The 15,843-nt window shown below is 62.4% G+C and carries 16 protein-coding genes and 2 riboswitches; of the genes, 6 read left to right on the top strand and 10 right to left on the bottom strand.

The window, feature by feature from the left end; translation table 11 throughout:
* The first annotated feature begins 72 nt into the window (after positions 1-72).
* Positions 73-543, top strand: a complete 471-nt coding sequence (locus tag AC1Z36_RS03650) for a hypothetical protein (protein ID WP_434689704.1) — start codon at positions 73-75, stop codon at positions 541-543.
* A gap of 114 nt (positions 544-657) precedes the next feature.
* Here AC1Z36_RS03650 and AC1Z36_RS03645 read toward each other — a convergent pair whose 3' ends face one another.
* Positions 658-984 carry a DUF202 domain-containing protein gene (locus tag AC1Z36_RS03645; protein WP_483561958.1) on the bottom strand — a complete coding sequence of 109 codons (327 nt, stop codon included), beginning with the start codon at positions 982-984 and terminating at the stop codon, positions 658-660.
* Complete coding sequence (locus AC1Z36_RS03640) at positions 984-1,367, bottom strand: YidH family protein (protein ID WP_105656433.1); 384 nt, start codon at positions 1,365-1,367, stop codon at positions 984-986. Before AC1Z36_RS03640 ends, AC1Z36_RS03645 begins: the two co-directional genes overlap by 1 nt.
* Positions 1,368-1,516: 149 nt before the next feature.
* Between AC1Z36_RS03640 and AC1Z36_RS03635 the strand changes: the two genes are divergently transcribed.
* Both AC1Z36_RS03635 and AC1Z36_RS03630 read left to right on the top strand, forming a co-directional pair.
* The gene (locus AC1Z36_RS03635; RefSeq protein WP_483561683.1) at positions 1,517-2,563 is read left to right on the top strand and encodes an MBL fold metallo-hydrolase; all 1,047 of its coding nucleotides are present in this window, start codon (positions 1,517-1,519) and stop codon (positions 2,561-2,563) included.
* On the top strand, positions 2,560-3,909 hold the full coding sequence (locus tag AC1Z36_RS03630) for an MFS transporter (RefSeq protein WP_483561681.1): 1,350 nt from the start codon (positions 2,560-2,562) through the stop codon (positions 3,907-3,909). The genes AC1Z36_RS03635 and AC1Z36_RS03630 overlap by 4 nt, the downstream gene beginning before the upstream one ends.
* Before the next feature lie 45 nt (positions 3,910-3,954).
* On the opposite strand, the gene AC1Z36_RS03625 is transcribed toward AC1Z36_RS03630, so the two are convergent.
* Positions 3,955-4,872: a LysR substrate-binding domain-containing protein gene (locus tag AC1Z36_RS03625; RefSeq protein ID WP_105656436.1), complete on the bottom strand. Its 918-nt coding sequence runs from the start codon at positions 4,870-4,872 to the stop codon at positions 3,955-3,957.
* A 145-nt stretch (positions 4,873-5,017) separates the two neighbouring features.
* Here AC1Z36_RS03625 and AC1Z36_RS03620 point away from each other — a divergent pair, with 145 nt between their 5' ends.
* Both AC1Z36_RS03620 and AC1Z36_RS03615 read left to right on the top strand, forming a co-directional pair.
* On the top strand, positions 5,018-5,461 hold the full coding sequence (locus AC1Z36_RS03620; protein ID WP_483561680.1) for an MBL fold metallo-hydrolase: 444 nt from the start codon (positions 5,018-5,020) through the stop codon (positions 5,459-5,461).
* Positions 5,437-6,057, top strand: a complete 621-nt coding sequence (locus AC1Z36_RS03615; protein ID WP_483561679.1) for an MBL fold metallo-hydrolase — start codon at positions 5,437-5,439, stop codon at positions 6,055-6,057. The genes AC1Z36_RS03620 and AC1Z36_RS03615 overlap by 25 nt, the downstream gene beginning before the upstream one ends.
* Before the next feature lie 117 nt (positions 6,058-6,174).
* On the opposite strand, the gene AC1Z36_RS03610 is transcribed toward AC1Z36_RS03615, so the two are convergent.
* From AC1Z36_RS03610 to AC1Z36_RS03580, 7 genes are all read right to left on the bottom strand, one after another.
* Positions 6,175-7,404, bottom strand: coding sequence for an acyl-CoA dehydrogenase family protein (locus AC1Z36_RS03610; protein ID WP_483561678.1), 1,230 nt, complete (start codon positions 7,402-7,404; stop codon positions 6,175-6,177).
* A 28-nt stretch (positions 7,405-7,432) separates the two neighbouring features.
* On the bottom strand, positions 7,433-8,659 hold the full coding sequence (locus AC1Z36_RS03605; protein ID WP_483561677.1) for an acyl-CoA dehydrogenase family protein: 1,227 nt from the start codon (positions 8,657-8,659) through the stop codon (positions 7,433-7,435).
* Between the two features lie 50 nt (positions 8,660-8,709).
* A riboswitch (SAM riboswitch) is annotated at positions 8,710-8,800 on the bottom strand.
* A gap of 129 nt (positions 8,801-8,929) precedes the next feature.
* Positions 8,930-10,366, bottom strand: coding sequence for an LLM class flavin-dependent oxidoreductase (locus AC1Z36_RS03600; protein WP_133833908.1), 1,437 nt, complete (start codon positions 10,364-10,366; stop codon positions 8,930-8,932).
* A complete protein-coding gene (locus tag AC1Z36_RS03595) occupies positions 10,366-11,469 on the bottom strand; it encodes an ABC transporter permease (protein ID WP_402735458.1) in 1,104 nt (367 codons plus the stop codon). Before AC1Z36_RS03595 ends, AC1Z36_RS03600 begins: the two co-directional genes overlap by 1 nt.
* The gene (locus AC1Z36_RS03590) at positions 11,466-12,467 is read right to left on the bottom strand and encodes an ABC transporter permease (protein WP_483561675.1); all 1,002 of its coding nucleotides are present in this window, start codon (positions 12,465-12,467) and stop codon (positions 11,466-11,468) included. The genes AC1Z36_RS03595 and AC1Z36_RS03590 overlap by 4 nt, the downstream gene beginning before the upstream one ends.
* Entirely contained in the window at positions 12,464-14,002 is a 1,539-nt protein-coding gene (locus AC1Z36_RS03585; protein WP_483561674.1) for a sugar ABC transporter ATP-binding protein, read from the bottom strand. The genes AC1Z36_RS03590 and AC1Z36_RS03585 overlap by 4 nt, the downstream gene beginning before the upstream one ends.
* Positions 13,986-15,026: a substrate-binding domain-containing protein gene (locus AC1Z36_RS03580; RefSeq protein ID WP_105656443.1), complete on the bottom strand. Its 1,041-nt coding sequence runs from the start codon at positions 15,024-15,026 to the stop codon at positions 13,986-13,988. The genes AC1Z36_RS03585 and AC1Z36_RS03580 overlap by 17 nt, the downstream gene beginning before the upstream one ends.
* 67 nt (positions 15,027-15,093) lie before the next feature.
* Positions 15,094-15,183, bottom strand: a riboswitch (SAM riboswitch).
* 274 nt (positions 15,184-15,457) lie between these two features.
* Here AC1Z36_RS03580 and AC1Z36_RS03575 point away from each other — a divergent pair.
* A complete protein-coding gene (locus AC1Z36_RS03575) occupies positions 15,458-15,832 on the top strand; it encodes an SdpI family protein (RefSeq protein ID WP_483561673.1) in 375 nt (124 codons plus the stop codon).
* Positions 15,833-15,843 lie beyond the last annotated feature (11 nt).

Here is a 15,843-nt window from a genome sequence, read left to right as displayed (position 1 = left end):
GGCGCCAGGCGCTGCTGCCCACGGCAGAGCACCCTGGTCGCCGGCATGGAACGGACATGGAAAGGAAAAGCCATGATGGACTTCTCCCGCACTCTTGGCAAGAAGCACCAGCCGCTGAAGATAGGCCCGGTGCTCATGAACTCTCTGCCGGGAACTTTGCTCAGCGACAAGGCGCCCGGCGCGTACCGGGTTGCCGCCGTTTTCAACCGCCAGCCCGAAGCCGAAGAAACAGAGTTCTTGACCAGCGATTTCATGCGCGGGCAACTCGATGCCGCCGGCTACCCTGATGCAGTACTGAGTGCAGCTAACCGAAGATTGGAAATTTCCAATACCTCTCTGGAACAACTGCGCGACGGATTGGCAGCATTAATTGCCCAAGAGCTGGCTCGCGCCGGAAAGAAGTTCGCGGCTGATAGGGACGAAAGAAATTCCCAGTTCAGGAAGGAGATCGATGCGGAGTCACAACGATATGCGGCGGTGCAAAAGCTCGCGGAATCGGTAGCATTTGGTTCCGCGGAGATTCGAGAGCCCCATGAGCCTTGATCCTTGGGATAGTCCGGGTCCCCAGCGCCGGCACAGCAATCGCGGCGCGCCTGCAACTCCTCTGGCCGCTACTTCCGCAGCCTCGTTGAACCTGCGCCTAGCGTGCGCCTGGCACTAGACGCCGAGCACAAGGATGACCGCGCAAGCACCCAATGCCAGCAGCACCGCTGTTGTCAGCAGCACGGCGAGAACATCCGCGCTGACGCGTTCAGCCTTCACACCTTGCGCCATTTTCCGGTACCGGGCACGCTGCGAGAGCAGAATCCCGAATGCCATCGAGGAAGATATCGCAATCAGCAGGATCACGGCCAGGCCATAGTGCGGAAGCCAGCGCAGGAAGACCGCGGAAACCACGAGAAATGAAACCATTGTCCGGTTCCACGCGAAGACGGTGCGCTCTGGCTGCAACCCCGGGTCGCTGATCTCGATGGGCTCTTTCATCACGAGCTGAGGGACCAGAAAATCATGGCGATCGCCGCTAGTGAGGCCACCACGGCACCGAATGCCAGCAGCGGGACAATGGCGGGAATCGGCAACGGCCTGCCGGTGCGCATGCTGCGTTCCACGCGGACCCAGCGCACGGCTGCACCGGCAGCAATCAGGATGCCGACGCCGATCACCAGCACCGCCAGCCAGGTGCGAACTGGCGACGGGAAGGCCTCTGCGGCGAAGGCCTCCAGCGCTGTGCCGCCCGCGAGGAAGGCTAGCGAAGTTCGAATCCAGGCCAAGAAGGTGCGCTCGTTGGCCAGCGTGAAGCGCGGGTCAGGCTCACTGCCCCGTGGCAATATCCAGCGTGAAAGCCGGCTGCGATCTTGCTCGGACATGACCCTCCTTGGTTTGCGTCGATGCTATGAGCATACCCAACCTATTATCGGCTAAACCTATTTAGTTGGTTGATAAAAACAGTTTTACGAATGTGATCCAGCGCATAAGAATTGAATGCAGCACTTGAACCAAAGAAAGGGCGCATTCCATGGCCTCCACCAATCTCAATCCCCACGTCGTTACGCTGGGCACCGCCGGCGGACCCCGCTGGTGGACCGGCGAGAACGCCGGCAAGCGGGCGGGAATTTCCACCGCCGTAGTCGTGGGCGAAAGCGTCTACCTGGTGGATGCCGGAACCGGCGTGGGCAACCAGCTGATGAAAGCCGGCTTCACCCCTGCGAACCTTCGCGGCATCTTCCTCACGCACTTGCACTCCGATCACACCATCGACCTGGCTTCGCTGGCCATCTTCGGAATGTTCACCCTGCCAGCGGGCAAGGCTCCGATTTCCATCATCGGCCCCGGCGACCGCGGCGCCCTGCCACCTGCCTCCCCGCGCGCAGTGACCGCCCCGCAGCCGGTCTTCGCGCAGAACCCGACCCCGGGCACTGCCTCGATGTTCGAGCATCTGATGCAGGCCTACGCCACGGACCTGAATGACCGCGTGATCGACGCCCTGCGCCCCTCCCCGCTGGACCACTTCATCGCCTCGGATATCGAGATTCCGGCCGGCAGCGGGTACCACCCCAACGAGAACCCGACACCGAAGGGCTTCGCGCCGTTCGAGATCTACCGCGACGAGCTGGTCACGGTGACCGCAACACTGGTCAAGCACCCGCCGATTGCTCCGGCCTTCGCCTTCCGCTTCGATACCGCAGAAGGCTCGGTGGCCATTTCCGGAGACACCGCGCCCTGCCAGAACCTGGTGGCCCTGGCGAAGGATACCGACCTGCTGCTTCATGAGGCCATCGACTTCGACTGGGTGCAACGCGCCTACGGTTCGGTTGGCACCTTGGAAGCCCAGGCTTCGATGGACCACCACCGCGCCTCGCACACCTCGCCGGAGCAGGCGATCGAGATCGCGCACCAGGCCGGGGCGCGCACCCTGGCCCTGCACCATCTGGTCCCCGGAACTACGCCTTTGCAGGTCTGGGAAGCCCACGCCGCGAAATTCTCCGGCAACTACCTAGTGCCCAACGATCTGGACACGATATCCTTTTCCCTCGTCAACAGTGAAATGGCGGCAGTACGATGAGCAGCACCCTGAATAATGGCAACGGCGTGGAGGCACAAGCGTTGGTTCCCTCGCTGACATCCCCGCAGATGCGCCGGATCCTGGCTTCCAGCTTCATCGGCAGCGCAATCGAATTCTACGATTTCATCCTCTACGCCACCGCGGCCTCGCTGGTCTTCAACAAGGTCTTCTTCGTTGGCCTGACCCCGGGCGTAGCCATCTTCGCTTCCTTTGCCACCTTGGCCGTGGGATATCTGGCCCGACCGCTGGGCGGCATCGTGTTCGGCCACTTCGGCGACAAGATCGGCCGCAAGGGCGTGCTGATCACCTCGATGGCGATGATGGGCGGTGCCTCGACACTGATCGGCCTGCTTCCTCCCACCGCGCAGATCGGCATGCTGGCCCCGATCGCGCTGATCATCTTGCGCATCGTCCAGGGCCTGGCCGTGGGCGGCGAATGGGGCGGGGCCATGCTGATGGCACTGGAGCACGCGCCGAAGGAGCGCCGCGGCTTCGCGGCGAGCTTCGCGAACATGGGCGGCCCGGCCGGCGCCGTGATGGCCACGTTGGCAGTCTCGGCCGTCTCGCTCATGCCCAATGAGCAGTTCCTGGCCTGGGGCTGGCGCATTCCGTTCCTGATCAGCATCGCGCTGGTGGGCATCGGGCTGGTCATCCGGCTGAAGGTCACCGAGTCCCCGCTGTTCCTCGCGTTGGAAAACAAGGCAGAAGAGCGCAAGACCCCCTTCATGGAGGTCATCACCAAGTACCCGAAGTCCGTCATTCGCGGAACCCTGGTGGGCATGAGCTCCTACACGGTGCAGGGCCTGATGACCGTCTGGGCCATCTCCTACGTGGTCGAGGAAGTCGGCATGGACCGCACTGCGGTACTGAACATCAAGGCCATTGGCGCCGCGTTGACCGTGGTGGGCATCTGGGTTTCATCGCGCTATTCAGACAAGCTGGGCCGCCGCCCGGTCATGATGGTCGGCATCCTCGCCGGCGCCGTGGCCGCCCTGCCGATCATGTGGATGCTGGAACTGGGCCAGCTGTGGCTGTTCGCCATCGCGCTGTTCGTGGCCAACGGCATCATCCAGGCCTTCATCTTCGGGCCGTTCGGCGCGTTCACCGCGGAGCTGTTCCCAACCCGCATCCGCTACACCGGCGCTTCGCTGGTCTACCAGCTCTCCTCCACCGTGGGCGCAGGCTTCACCCCGATGATCGTTGCAGGCCTGGTGCTGCTGGGCGGCGGATCACTGTGGATCGCCGGAGCCGTTTGGGCCGCCGCGTTCATCGTCGCCGCCCTGGCCATGCGCGGCATCAAGGAAGGCCGCGACGCCGACCTCGAGGCCGAGGAAATGAGCCACTAGCCTCCCGACTGGCGAAAGCGCGGGGCCGGTTGGAACCTGCGGGTTCTAACCGGCCTTGCGCTCTTTCTCGGCTCCGGCTTCCTCGCAGAAATCCAAGAACGCGCGCAGCCGCAAGCTAGGGCGGTCCGAAGCGGTGTAGGCCACGCAGATATCGCTCACGCCAACCTCGCCCTCGATCTCCAATACCGACAGCGGCAAGCCGTCGTAGCTCAGGTTGACCGGCGGGCGCTGCACCAGAACGGTATAGCCCAAACCCCGAGCCACCATCCCGCGCACCGCCTCGAAGCTCTGCGAACTCCACCGCACCTTGGGGTCCAAGCCCGACATGCGAAGATTCACCAGCTGGTTATCGCGCACCGTGGGGATGTCCAGGGAGACGAAGTCGTCGTCGGCCAGTTCGCTCAAGGCGACGGAGGTGCGATCGGCCAGCCGGTGATTGCCTCCCACCAGCACATAGGGCCGGCCCGACATCACCGTACGCGAAGAGACCTGCGGCAGCAGGTGGCGGGTATGGGTGAGCACCGCATCCAGGTGGCCCTTGAGCATGCGCTCCTGCAGGTCGGCCCCGTCCCCCTCCACGAGGGTGACCTGCAAGTCCGGGTGCACATTGGTGAAGCGTTCGCAGATCACCGGGATCCAGAAAGCGGCCAGCGAGGAATAGCAGCCGATCACCAAAGGGCCGGAGAGCTTGGTCTGGCGTTCGACAATCTGGTCCTGCACTTCTTCGGCATGGCGCACCAGGGCCCGCGAGTCCAGCAGGAAGTCGGTGCCGACAGCCGTGAGCACCACGCCGCGGGCACGTCTGCGCACCAGCAGCTGCGAGCCGACGGCGCGTTCCAGCTCGTCCATGGACTGGGACATGGCTGCCTGGGAAATATGGCACTGCTTCGCTGCGGCGGAGATGGAGCCGAGTTCAGCGACGGCGACGAAGTACTGCAGCTGGCGCAGGGTGTAGTTGATCACCCGCCCAGTCTAGCCAGCGGGCAGCGGACCGCTGCCAACTAGAAAATGTTATGAGGCGAATAATCTATTATTCCTTGACTACTTCATTGCCTCCGCGGATGATGGCATCAGCTTGCCGATGAAATAACCCGTCTACAGGAGACAGATGAAGCCAGTGATGAAGACCGGAATGCATGCAGTGGCGCTTGGAACTGCTGGCGGCCCGCTATTGAGGCCGGATCCAGGAACCGGTCACCGTCGCGGAATTTCTACCGCGATCGTTGTGGACGGCCACGCTTACTTGGTGGATTGCGGCCATGGCGTCGGTTTGGGCCTGGCTGAGATCGGGATTCACCCCACTGCCCTGCGCGGAATTTTCATTACCCATCAGCATTCAGACCACGTCATTGACCTGAATTCTGTCATGGTCCTGGGCGGCCTTGGGTTCCGCGGCCCGAGGGTCGGCAGGTTCCTGTTTTCGGACCGGGTGATCGAGGAGTGCTGCCCTCGATGCAGACAGCGGCCGAAGAGCCGGAAGCCATATTTCCGCAGTCGCCCACACCCGGGACCAACGCCATGGTCAACTTGCTGCTGCGCGCCCATGCGATAGATCTCAACGATCGCCGACGGGATTCGGCGGCACCTGATATTTCGGATATTTTCCATGGCGTAGATATCGGGATTCCCGCCGGCACAGGCTTCCACCCCAACCACAACAACCATCCGGACATGGAGCCTTTTGAAATATACGCTGATCGGCATGCAAAAATTAGCGCTATCCTGGTCCAGCACCAACCTATCGCTCCGGCATTCGCATTCCGCTTTGATTCGAGATATGGATCGGTCGTGGTTTCCGGCGATACAGCGCCAAGCGCAAATCTTGCGCGCCTGTCCCAAGGCTGCGACTTGCTGTTCCATGAAGCTATTGATCTGGAGGCCATCGCTCGTAGCTACCCGCATGCTTCATCCTCCGAACTGGAAGCGAGCATGGGACATCATCGGCGCGCGCACACCACCGCAGAAGACGCAGGTCGAATCGCCCAGCGGGCTGGAGCACGGAACTTGGCGCTGCATCATTTGGTTCCCGCTGGATCTGGAATGGAAATTTGGCAGCGGGCTTCGAAACAGTTCTCTGGCGGCCTCTTCGTACCCCGCGACTTGGATATCTTCCATATCGCAAGTGGCACGGTTACCCAGGTGCGCTAGGGCCAAGGCCGGCAGCTATCCGTCAGGCGACTGGAACGATGGTCGATCAATTGCCCCGGGCCGACGACCACGAGCCCAGCACCGGCAAAGGATGCTGGGCTCGCAAGACCATGGAATCTACTTTGATGCACCAATCGCCCACACGCGCGGAAGCTCGGTGCCATTGACCGCCAGGTCGCCAATCAACCGCGCCTTGAACACCCAGGGGTTGTGGTTGCCGGCGGTACGGGCATTGCGCCAGTGCCGGTCCAGGTTCTTGGTAACGCTCGTGGCGCTGGCGGCCAGCGCATCAAAAGCGTGGGTGATCGCGTTGAGGACCAATGGCGTGAGCACCACCTGCGCCTGGGCGCTGGCCAACTCTGCCGCATCGTTGGCTGCTTCGTCCTCTTCCCCGGTCACCTCGCCGGTGTGCAGCGCCTGCGCAGTTTCATAGGCTCCCTGCAATGCCGTCGACACTCGTTCCACCGTTGCCGCGGCAGCGAAGGCCGCCGCGGAGACCTCGCCGATCACCTGCAGCAGCTGCGGGTCTTCGGCCGCCAGATTGGCCGCGGCATGGCTGAAGGTCCGCTTGCGCGCCTTCAGCTCGGCGGCGAAGTCGCGCTCGGCTGCTTTGGCGGAGCCGGCCAGAACAGCGAGCAGCACCTGCTGGTAGAAAGCTGTCTGGTACTTGAAACGCGTATCGAAGTCGATGAGGTCTTCTTCGGCGACAATCGCATCGGTGAAGGTGGAGGTGCCGGTACCCGTGGTGCGCTGGCCGAAGCCATCCCAGTCATCGGCCAGCTCGACGCCGGGCTGGTGTCGGTTGACTGCGGCGATCACGCGCTTTCCGGTGTCGGTGCGCTCTGCGTAGGTATCGAGCCAGTCGGCGAAGATCGAGCCGGTGGAGTAGTACTTGGTGCCGTTGATCTTGAATCCGCCCTCGCCGTCCGGGGTGACCTTGGTGATCACGTCCCCGACCTTGACGGTGCCGACCTCGGTCCAGGAGTTGCCCACCAGTTCTCCCGCCACGAAGCGGGCCAGCCACTTGTCGCGCCCCGGGCCGGGGGCCGCAACCAGACGGTCCTCGACGAAGGCGAAGTGCGCGCGCAGCGCTTGGGCAATATTGGAATCCGCGGCCGCGAGATCCACGAAGAGCTCGAAGAGTTCGGGCAGCGTAGCACCGGCACCTCCGTGCGATTCCGGGATCCGAACCGCACCAAAGCCGGCAGCAGCCAGGTCCGCGACCTGCTGGTAGGGCAATTCGCCGGTGCGGTCGCGTTCGGCTGCGCCCTGCGCAATGCGCGAGAAGAGCGGTGCGAAGCGGTTTTTGAGTCCTGCGAGTCGATTGCCAGTTGCAAGTACAGTCATCGTTCAGTCCAATCCGGGAGAAGTTTTCTTAGGTGTACAGCGAGAGCGGCTGGGACTCTCCGCGCAGGAAGTAGGCGCCGACCTCGATCTTCTTGTAGTCCACTGGGTCGTGCAGCGAATGGGTGCGCACATTGCGCCAGTACAGGTCCAGACCCACCGAGTTCGCAGTCGAAGATGAACCGGTCACCTCGAAGATCCGGTTCGCCACATCCACTCCCACCTCAGTGGAGACCACCTTGGCTTCAGCAATTTCCACGGCCAACGCCGCTCGTTCGGGCTGGGTGACTTCCCCGGCCTTCGAGAGCAGGGCATCGAATTTCCGGCCCAGCTTCTCGGTCAGCGCCGCCACTGCTGCAGTGCGGGCTTTGAGCTCTCCGACGGTGCGCTGGAAGATCGCGTCCTGCGAGTAGGTCTCTGCCTGCGAGAACAACCAGGCGTTCTTGCGGCCCAGCAAGATCTGCTTGCCGCGCTCCAGTGCTCCTTGGGCGATGCCCAGGTAGAAGTTGGCGAAGGCCAACTGGATACCGGGGGTAAGCAGGGTGGAGACCGGTTCATCGGTGACGAATCCCAGCAAGTCCCCTGCTTCGAGCCGCACGTTGTGGAACTTCAAGGAATTCGACGCGCTCAGCCGCTGTCCCAGGTAGTCCCAGTCGTCAACGATTTCCAAGCCATCGATATCGCGTGGCAGAACCAACGCGAGAATCTGCCCGTCGTATTCGCCGCCCTGGACCAGCGCGTTGATGACGATGACCTCGCCAACACCGGAACCCGTGGAGAATCGCTTGGCTCCATTCAGTCGGTAGCCGTCCCCTTCGGCGCTCAGCGTCAAATCCGGATCAACTGGATTCACCGAATCGCCCCAGAGCCAGCCACCTTCCACGGTGCGCTGCCACCATGCCCCTTGGGCTTCTGCCGGGGCGTAGAACGCAATGCCGGACTGGTTGATGTAGTGGTAAGCCAGCAACTGCGAGATGGAGCCATCAGCTGCGGCCAGTATGCGGACCGCTTCGAAGGCCGTTTCCCAATGGGCTCCGGCTCCGCCGAATTCTGCAGGCACCAAGAGATTGAGCAACCCGGCTTCGCGCAGCAGCTGCACTTCGGCGAAAGGCTGGGCGTTCTTTCGGTCGCGTTCGAGCGCGTCAGCCGCCAGCTTGTCAGCTACTTGCTGGGCGACGTCGCGCCAATGAGCGAGTTCAGCTTCATCAGCAGTGCCGGTGTAGGGCACGCGCGGCAATTGGGTATCCAGTATAGTCATCTTCGTTCTCCTCTTGGGCTATGGATTCCGAAGGATGCAGAAAATCTGCGGATCCATCGAACCTGGCGTTAGCACTACCTGCGGAGTGCAGGCTTGCTGCGGCGTCTCGGAGCCAGGTCTCTTAGCCGCTCTGGATGGGTTGTTCTCCATCAGTGAAGCACCGACGGCCTCCGCTTGGCAGGGAAGATGTCATAGGACGGAACATCGTCATGAATCGACATTTTCGAGGCCTTCACAGGGGCCTCAGTGGCCGTCATATTTCCTCATGTGTCACCGGGCGCCTAGTACAGCTTCAGGTGTTTGGCTCGCTTCGGATTCCGCTGCCGAGGCCTTTCCCGCATAAGCCCCGCGATAGGCGGCTGCCGGGTGATCGTCAGCCACTCGCGTCGTGCCGGGACCCGCCAGGTATTCGCGCAGGGTGTTGCCTTCGTATCCTGCCCAAGTTCTTCCGCGCTTCCGCAACTCGGGAACCACCAGATCGGTGAACTGCTCGAAGGAACCTGGGGTGATGGCATAGGCCAAGTTGATCCCGTCCAATCCTGATTCATCCACCCAACGCTCGATTTCGTCCGCCACGGTTTCCGGCGAACCGACGAGCACCGGTCCGATGCCGCCAACTCCGAGGTAGTCGGCGATGGCATTCGGGGTCCACTTCTGCTGCGGATTCGCTGTAGTGAAAATCGATACCGCCGATCGCGCCGCGTTGGTTTCCAGATATTGCAGCTCCTCATCCGGCGCGTACTGGCTCAGGTCCAAGCCCGACCACCCGCCATAGAATGCCATGGCACCTTCGCGCGAGGCATAGGACTGGTATTCGCGGTAGAGCTTCTGCGCCTGCGCGTCTGAATCAGCCACCACAGTGGTCATCAGCGCATAGATTTTGGCGGCGTCCCGGGGCCGACCCACCAGTTCGAACTCATCGCGGATCGCATCGGTCTGGCGGCGGGTGACCGCGGTATTGATCGAATTCAGGAAGATGCCCTCGGCATGCTGCGCGCCAAAGCGCCGGCCGCGCGAAGAAGCGCCCGCTTGGAAGATCGCCGGGGTGCGCTGGATGGAAGGCTCGGAAAGATGGATGCCCGGCACGTTGAAGTACTGGCCGTGATGGTTAATCGGATGCACCTTGGAAGGGTCGGTGTAGACGCCACGTTCGCGGTCCTTGAGAACCGCGTCTTCCTCCCATGATCCCTCCCAGAGCTTGTAGACCACGTCCATGAATTCATCGGCAATGTCGTAGCGGGCGTCGTGATCCAGCTGCCTGGCCATGCCCAGATTGCGGGCCGCCGACTCCAAGTAGCTAGTCACCACGTTCCAACCGATGCGCCCGCGGGTGAGGTGGTCCAGCGAGGAGAACTTCCGGGCCAGCGCGTAGGGTTGCTCATAGGTCAGCGCGCTGGTCACCGCGAAACCGAGATTCTTCGTGGCCGCGGCCATGGCGGAAACCTGCATGAAGGGATCGTTCAGTGGCACCTGGTCGGCATCGAGCAAGGCTGGACCGCTGGAATTCTGGTACACGTCATAGATGCCAAGTACATCGGCGAGGAACAGGGCATCAAAGCCACCGCGCTCCAGGGTCTTGGCCAGATCCACCCAGTATTCAAGGGTGTTGTATTCGTCGGCTCGATTCTGCGGGTGCCGCCACAGCCCAGGGCTCTGGTGGCTGACGCAGGTCATGTCAAAGGCGTTAAGGTGGATGCGCTTGCCCATTATTTTCTGTTTCCCTTCGCGGTGTTCGTCAGTGCCTGATGCTTGGTCGTGCGCAATAGCGCGAAGATGCCGGTGGCCGGCCGACTCTTGGCCCTCCCGAGCACCACGGCGGCGAGCAGGATGGACAGGAGAACCAGCCCTCGGGCCAGGTCTTGCCAGAAGAAGGACAGGCCAATCAGGTTCAGCCCGTTATCCAGCAGGCCAAAAATCACCACGCCGATCAGCGTTCCGCCCACGGACACTCGCCCGTAGCGGCTGATGGTTGCCCCGATGAAGACCGCGCCAATGGCATCCATCAGATAGGCCTGTCCGCTGCCCGGGACATATCCGTTGGAGCGTGCTGCCAGCACCACTCCGGCGAATCCGGCGATCACCGCGCACAACAGGTAGGCGCTGGCGATCAGCGCATTGGTCCGCAGGCCAGATATTCTTGCGGCGCTCGGCTGTTCGCCGGCCATGGTCAGCTTCCGCCCGTAGCGGGTGATGCCAAGCAGCAGGGCCACCACCAGGGAGATGGAGACCGCGTTGACGATGGCGGCGTCAATGCCCAGGAAGTATCCGCGCCCGATCACGGCAAAACCGTCCGGCACCAGGGGCGCCGACAGGTAGATCGGTGCGCCGCCGCCGGTGAGCAGCTGCTGCACGCTGGTGCCGGCAAACCACACGCTCAGCGTAGCCAGGAAAGCCGGGATTCGCAGGATCACGATCAGCAGCGCATTCACCGCTCCCACCGCCAAGGCGCAAAGCAGCCCGCCGGCCACGGCCACCCACGCACGGTAGCCGTCATGGATCAGCCAAGCGCTGGCCAAGGCTCCCAGATCCAGGGCCACGCCAATCGACAGGTCGATGCCTCCGGCGCGCACCACCAGGGTCAACCCGATGGCGGCCAAGGCGAGCAAAGCCACCTGCCCCAGGATTCCGAAGAGGTTTCCCACGGTGAAAAACACCGGGCTGAGCACCGAGAACACGATGAGGATCAGGGCCAACGTACCCGGAGCCACCAGCCTCGATGCTTGAAGCGTGCCGCGTTTCTTTCCGCTGTAGGCTGCGACCGGTCCGGGGCTCGGCTCCACGGGTGCGGCCAGGGTTTCAATGGTGCTCATCGGTTCTTCCTTCCGCGCAGGGTCACGCTGGCCAAGACCAGCAGGATCAGCAGGCCCTTGGCAGCACCCACCCACTGGCTGACCACGCCCAGCAGCGTCAATCCGTTATCCAGGGCGGCCACAAATACCGCGGCCAGAACGGTGCCGACCACACTGACCAGCCGCCTGCGCGAAAAGATCATGGACATGTAGGCCACCAGGATGATGTCCAGGAGAATTTGGGTTCCGATGCCTGGAACGGCGGCCGAAAGCCTTGCCACCAGCAGCGTTCCGGCCAGGCCAGCCAACGCCGAGCTGAGCACATAGCCAGCTAGCCGGTATCGGCGCGGGTCAAGTCCCGCCACCTGCGCGGCGGTCGGATTCTGGCCAACCGCATAGGAATTCACTCCCCAGCTGGTTTTGCCATATACCCACCACACCGCTGCCCCGATGAGCGCCATAAGCCAGGCCACCAATGGGATGCCGAAGAGCACGCTGCCCCGCGCCGCTTCGAAGAAGCCACCGGTAACGGCGATCTTCAAGTTCTGGCTGAAGACCAGTTCCAGCGAAGCGGCCACCCCCATGGTGGCCAAGGTGGCCAGCAGCGGACGCAGGCCCAAGGTGACCGAGAGGCCATTGACGACGCCGATCGCGGTGGCAACGAGGACCCCGTAGAGCACCGCGACCATGCCCGGGGTTCCGGCAGCCGCGGCCAGCGCGGTCACCGTTCCGGCTAGTCCTGCCACCGCGCCGGTGGACAGGTCGATGCCTCCGTTGAGCACGTCGTCGCCGCCAGCGATGATCACAATGGCCAGCCCCACCCCGGCAATGCCGAAGACCGACGCTTGGGTCAGGATGGTGGCGATATTCGAAGCCGTCAAGAAAAATGGGGAACCGAAGGCAAAGAGCAGCAGCACCGCGGTGATGCCGGCGTAGCCGATCCAGGCCGCCAATCTCGGCTTCGTGCGGGACGCGCCAGGCGCAGGTGCTTCGTCGACCGGAACAAGGGTGGCGCTCATGCTTTGACCTCTTCGCGTGATGTTCCGGCGGTTTGGCCGCTGGATGCCAAGTGAAGAATTCTTTCCGTACTCGCCTCGCTCGACGGCAGTTCGGCGATGATCCGACCGCGATAGAGCACCAGCACTCGATCGGCCAGTCCCACTACTTCTTCCAGGTCAACGCTGACCAACAGCGCGGCGGCTCCCTGCTGGACCAACTGGGAAATCTGCGCGTAGATATGCGCACGGCTTCCCACGTCGACGCCCGAGGTGGGTTGGTCCAAGACGAGCACGTCCGATCCCTTGGCCAACCAGCGGGCCAATACCGCTTTCTGCTGGTTGCCGCCGGACAAACCCGAAGCCACGGCTTCTGGATTCGCCGGACGGATATCCAGGCGCTGCACCAGTTCGCTGGCTGTGTCCCGCTCTTTGCGCGCATTCAACAAGCCCAGCCGGCGGCCAAGCTTTCGCAGGCTGGCCGCTGCAATATTTTCGCGCACGGTGTTGCGCAGGAAGATGCCATCTGAATGCCGGTTCGACGGGACGTAGGCGCCTGCCCGGGCGGCAAAGTCCGCCGCAGATGCCACCGGCCGGCCGTGCAGCAGCGCCGAGCCGGTTTGCGCACGATTGCCGGTGGCCGCGTCGGCGAGCACCTCAATCCCCGATCCCACCAATCCGGTGACGGCCACGATTTCTCCGGGCGCCACCGAGATATTGATGCCGCTCAATGTTCCGGCCACCGAGAGGTCCACCAGTTCAAGGGCAGGCTCGCCCTGAACGGCGGGCGGCTCGCGCCTCTGGTGCGAGAACTCGTTAACCTGGTTGCCCAGCATCAAGCCGATGACATCTTCGATACTGTCACCGTCCGCGAAACTGGCGTCACCGGCATTTCTGCCGTTGCGCAGCACCGTAATCCGGTCGGTGATCTGCCGCAGTTCCTGGAGATAATGCGAGATGAAAATGATCCCTACCCCGCGGTCCCGCAGATGCCGGATCGTGCCGAAGAGCTGTTCAACTTCATCATTGGCCAACGGTGCCGTCGGCTCATCGAGAATCAGCACCTTGGGTTCGGCCAGTACGGCACGGGCAATCTGGATCAGCTGCTGCTGGGCAACGCTGAGCTCATCAACGAAGGCACCGGTGTCCAGCTCCTGGCCGGTGGTTCGCAAAATATCCGCCCGGGCTGCTGCCTGCGCGGTGCGCTCGTGGCGCCAGAGCCCACGACTCTTCGCGGTGCCCAGATACAGCTGTTCGGCGACGGTCAAGCGGCCGGCCAGATGGCGGTCCTGGTGAATCACTTCAATGCCTAGCGCTTCGGCATCGGCAGGCCGGCGAATTTGCACCGGCTGGCCGGCAAGTTCGATCTGCCCCGAGTCCAGGGTGTACAGCCCGGTGAGTATCTTGATCAGGGTGGATTTTCCAGCTCCGTTTTCGCCCACTAGGCCCAGAACCTCTCCGGCCCGAAGCTGCAGGTGCACATGGTCGAGCACGGCGACCGTGCCAAAGGACTTGTTGATGGCGGCCATGCTCAGCAGTTCCTTAGATTCCGTTGTCATGGCGCACCTGATTCACGTTGTCCTTGTCGACAAAAATCGGCTCGGCATAGCTGGTGCTCGGAACCAGATCGGTTTGCCCATCGAGGAACAGGGCGATATTAGTGGCCGAGGCAGCGGCAATCTGCTTGGTGGGCTGAGCGACGGTGAACTGGTATGAACTGTCCGGGTTCGCTATCAAATCCAGGGCCCCGGGCTCTGCGTCCACTCCATACAGCTTGATGTCGCCACCAGTGGGATCGATGGCCTGCGCGGCACCGATCAGCGGCATGTCCCAGCAGGACCAAATCGCGTCAACTTCGCCCTCGGGCAGCCTGCGCAGTTGGTCCTGGATCTGGTTTTTGGCATCCTCGATGGTGCCTTCGTATTTGTCCTGGAGTTCCGGGGTGATCTTCTCGATATTTGGGTAGTCTTCCAGCACCAGGTTCAGGCTGTTGTAGCGGATCCGGCAGGGAGTCACACCGGGGAAGCCGTTGAAGACCAGAATCTTCCCCTTGCCGTGGAGGTCTTCAGCCATGGTGCGAGCCAGCGTGGTGCCGACGTTCCAGTTGTCGCTGGTGACGTTGTTCTTCGAGTATTCGCTTTGGAAATCGATGGTGAACAGCGGGATCCCGGCGGCGTCCACCTTGGCCAAGGCAGGAGTGAGCGTTTGGGCATCGCCCAGGATCACCACGATGGCATCGGGCGACTGGGTGATCAGGTTTTCTACGTCAGAGACGTGCTTCTCGTCTTTGGCTTCGGCTTGGGTAGCGATGACCTCGCCGCCGAGCTCTTTGATGCGCTCTTGGATCTGCTGGTAGACCACGCGCGAGTAGTCGTGCAGGATATCCTTGGCCGCGATGCCGACCTTTTTGCCTTTGAGTGATGGAACGTTGTCGAGCTTATGCTCGGCTTGCGGATTACTGCTTTGCGCCACAACCGGCGCTATTTCCGGCCGTGGTTCTTTCAGCGAGCAGCCAGTCAGCAGTGTTGCTGCCGCCATCGCTGAAGCCAGAACTTTCAAGGCGTTCGGACGAGTACGAGTCATGTCGTCCCTCTCTTAGACAAATTGAACGAGGGATCCCGAACAGAAGTTCATGCTTCTAGACCCGGGAGTTCCATCGAACCTGGCGTTAGCACTACCTGCTGGTGCAGGCTTGCTGCGGCGTCTCGGAGCCAGGTCTCTCAGCCGCTCTGGATGGGTTGTGCTCCGAGTCAAGCATTACTGGCAGGCCCTCGGGAAGGGCGCTGTCATGCGGAGGAACAGCAGGACAAAATACGTCATCTTCGCGCCTTCGCCCTGCCGGAAAACGGGCAGATAAGACGTCATATGACCTTCGCATGACGCAATTGGCATGCCGGAACTGGATCTCAAGAACGTTCCCGCAGGCATCGATTGGGAACACAGCGTGGATCAGGGCACTTCCATGCGACCGCATAGAATGGCCATTCAAGATCAATCGGCAGAAGAGGCGGCAAGTGGATCCAGCAGGCGTGATTGCCTTCATGTTCGGGTTGCTGAGCATAACGCTGGTCGCAGCGTTCCTCGCCCCGATGGCACGGAACCGGAAGCTCGCTCGCAATGCGGCGATCGGCATCAAGACGCGCCACACCTTGGCCAGCGATGACGCCTGGTTCGCCGGGCATCAGCAGGCTGCGCCCCTGCTTGCCGCGGCTTCCTGGGCCGGTTGGGCGGCATTGGCCAGCGCAGCAGTTCTCTGCCTGCTGGGCCAATTCGGTTTCGCCTTCGCCGCGACCGGAACCGGCTACCTGGCCGCCATCGCGTTGCTGGTGATCTCGACTGCCACAGCGAATAAGGCCGCGCGGAGCTTCCCGGCGGCAGGCCTGGGCTAATCCAGCACTGC

Source organism: Glutamicibacter sp. BS14 (genome assembly GCF_056934375.1).
Note: the sequence above shows the minus strand (reverse complement) of the source record. Positions and strands in the feature narration are given on the sequence as shown.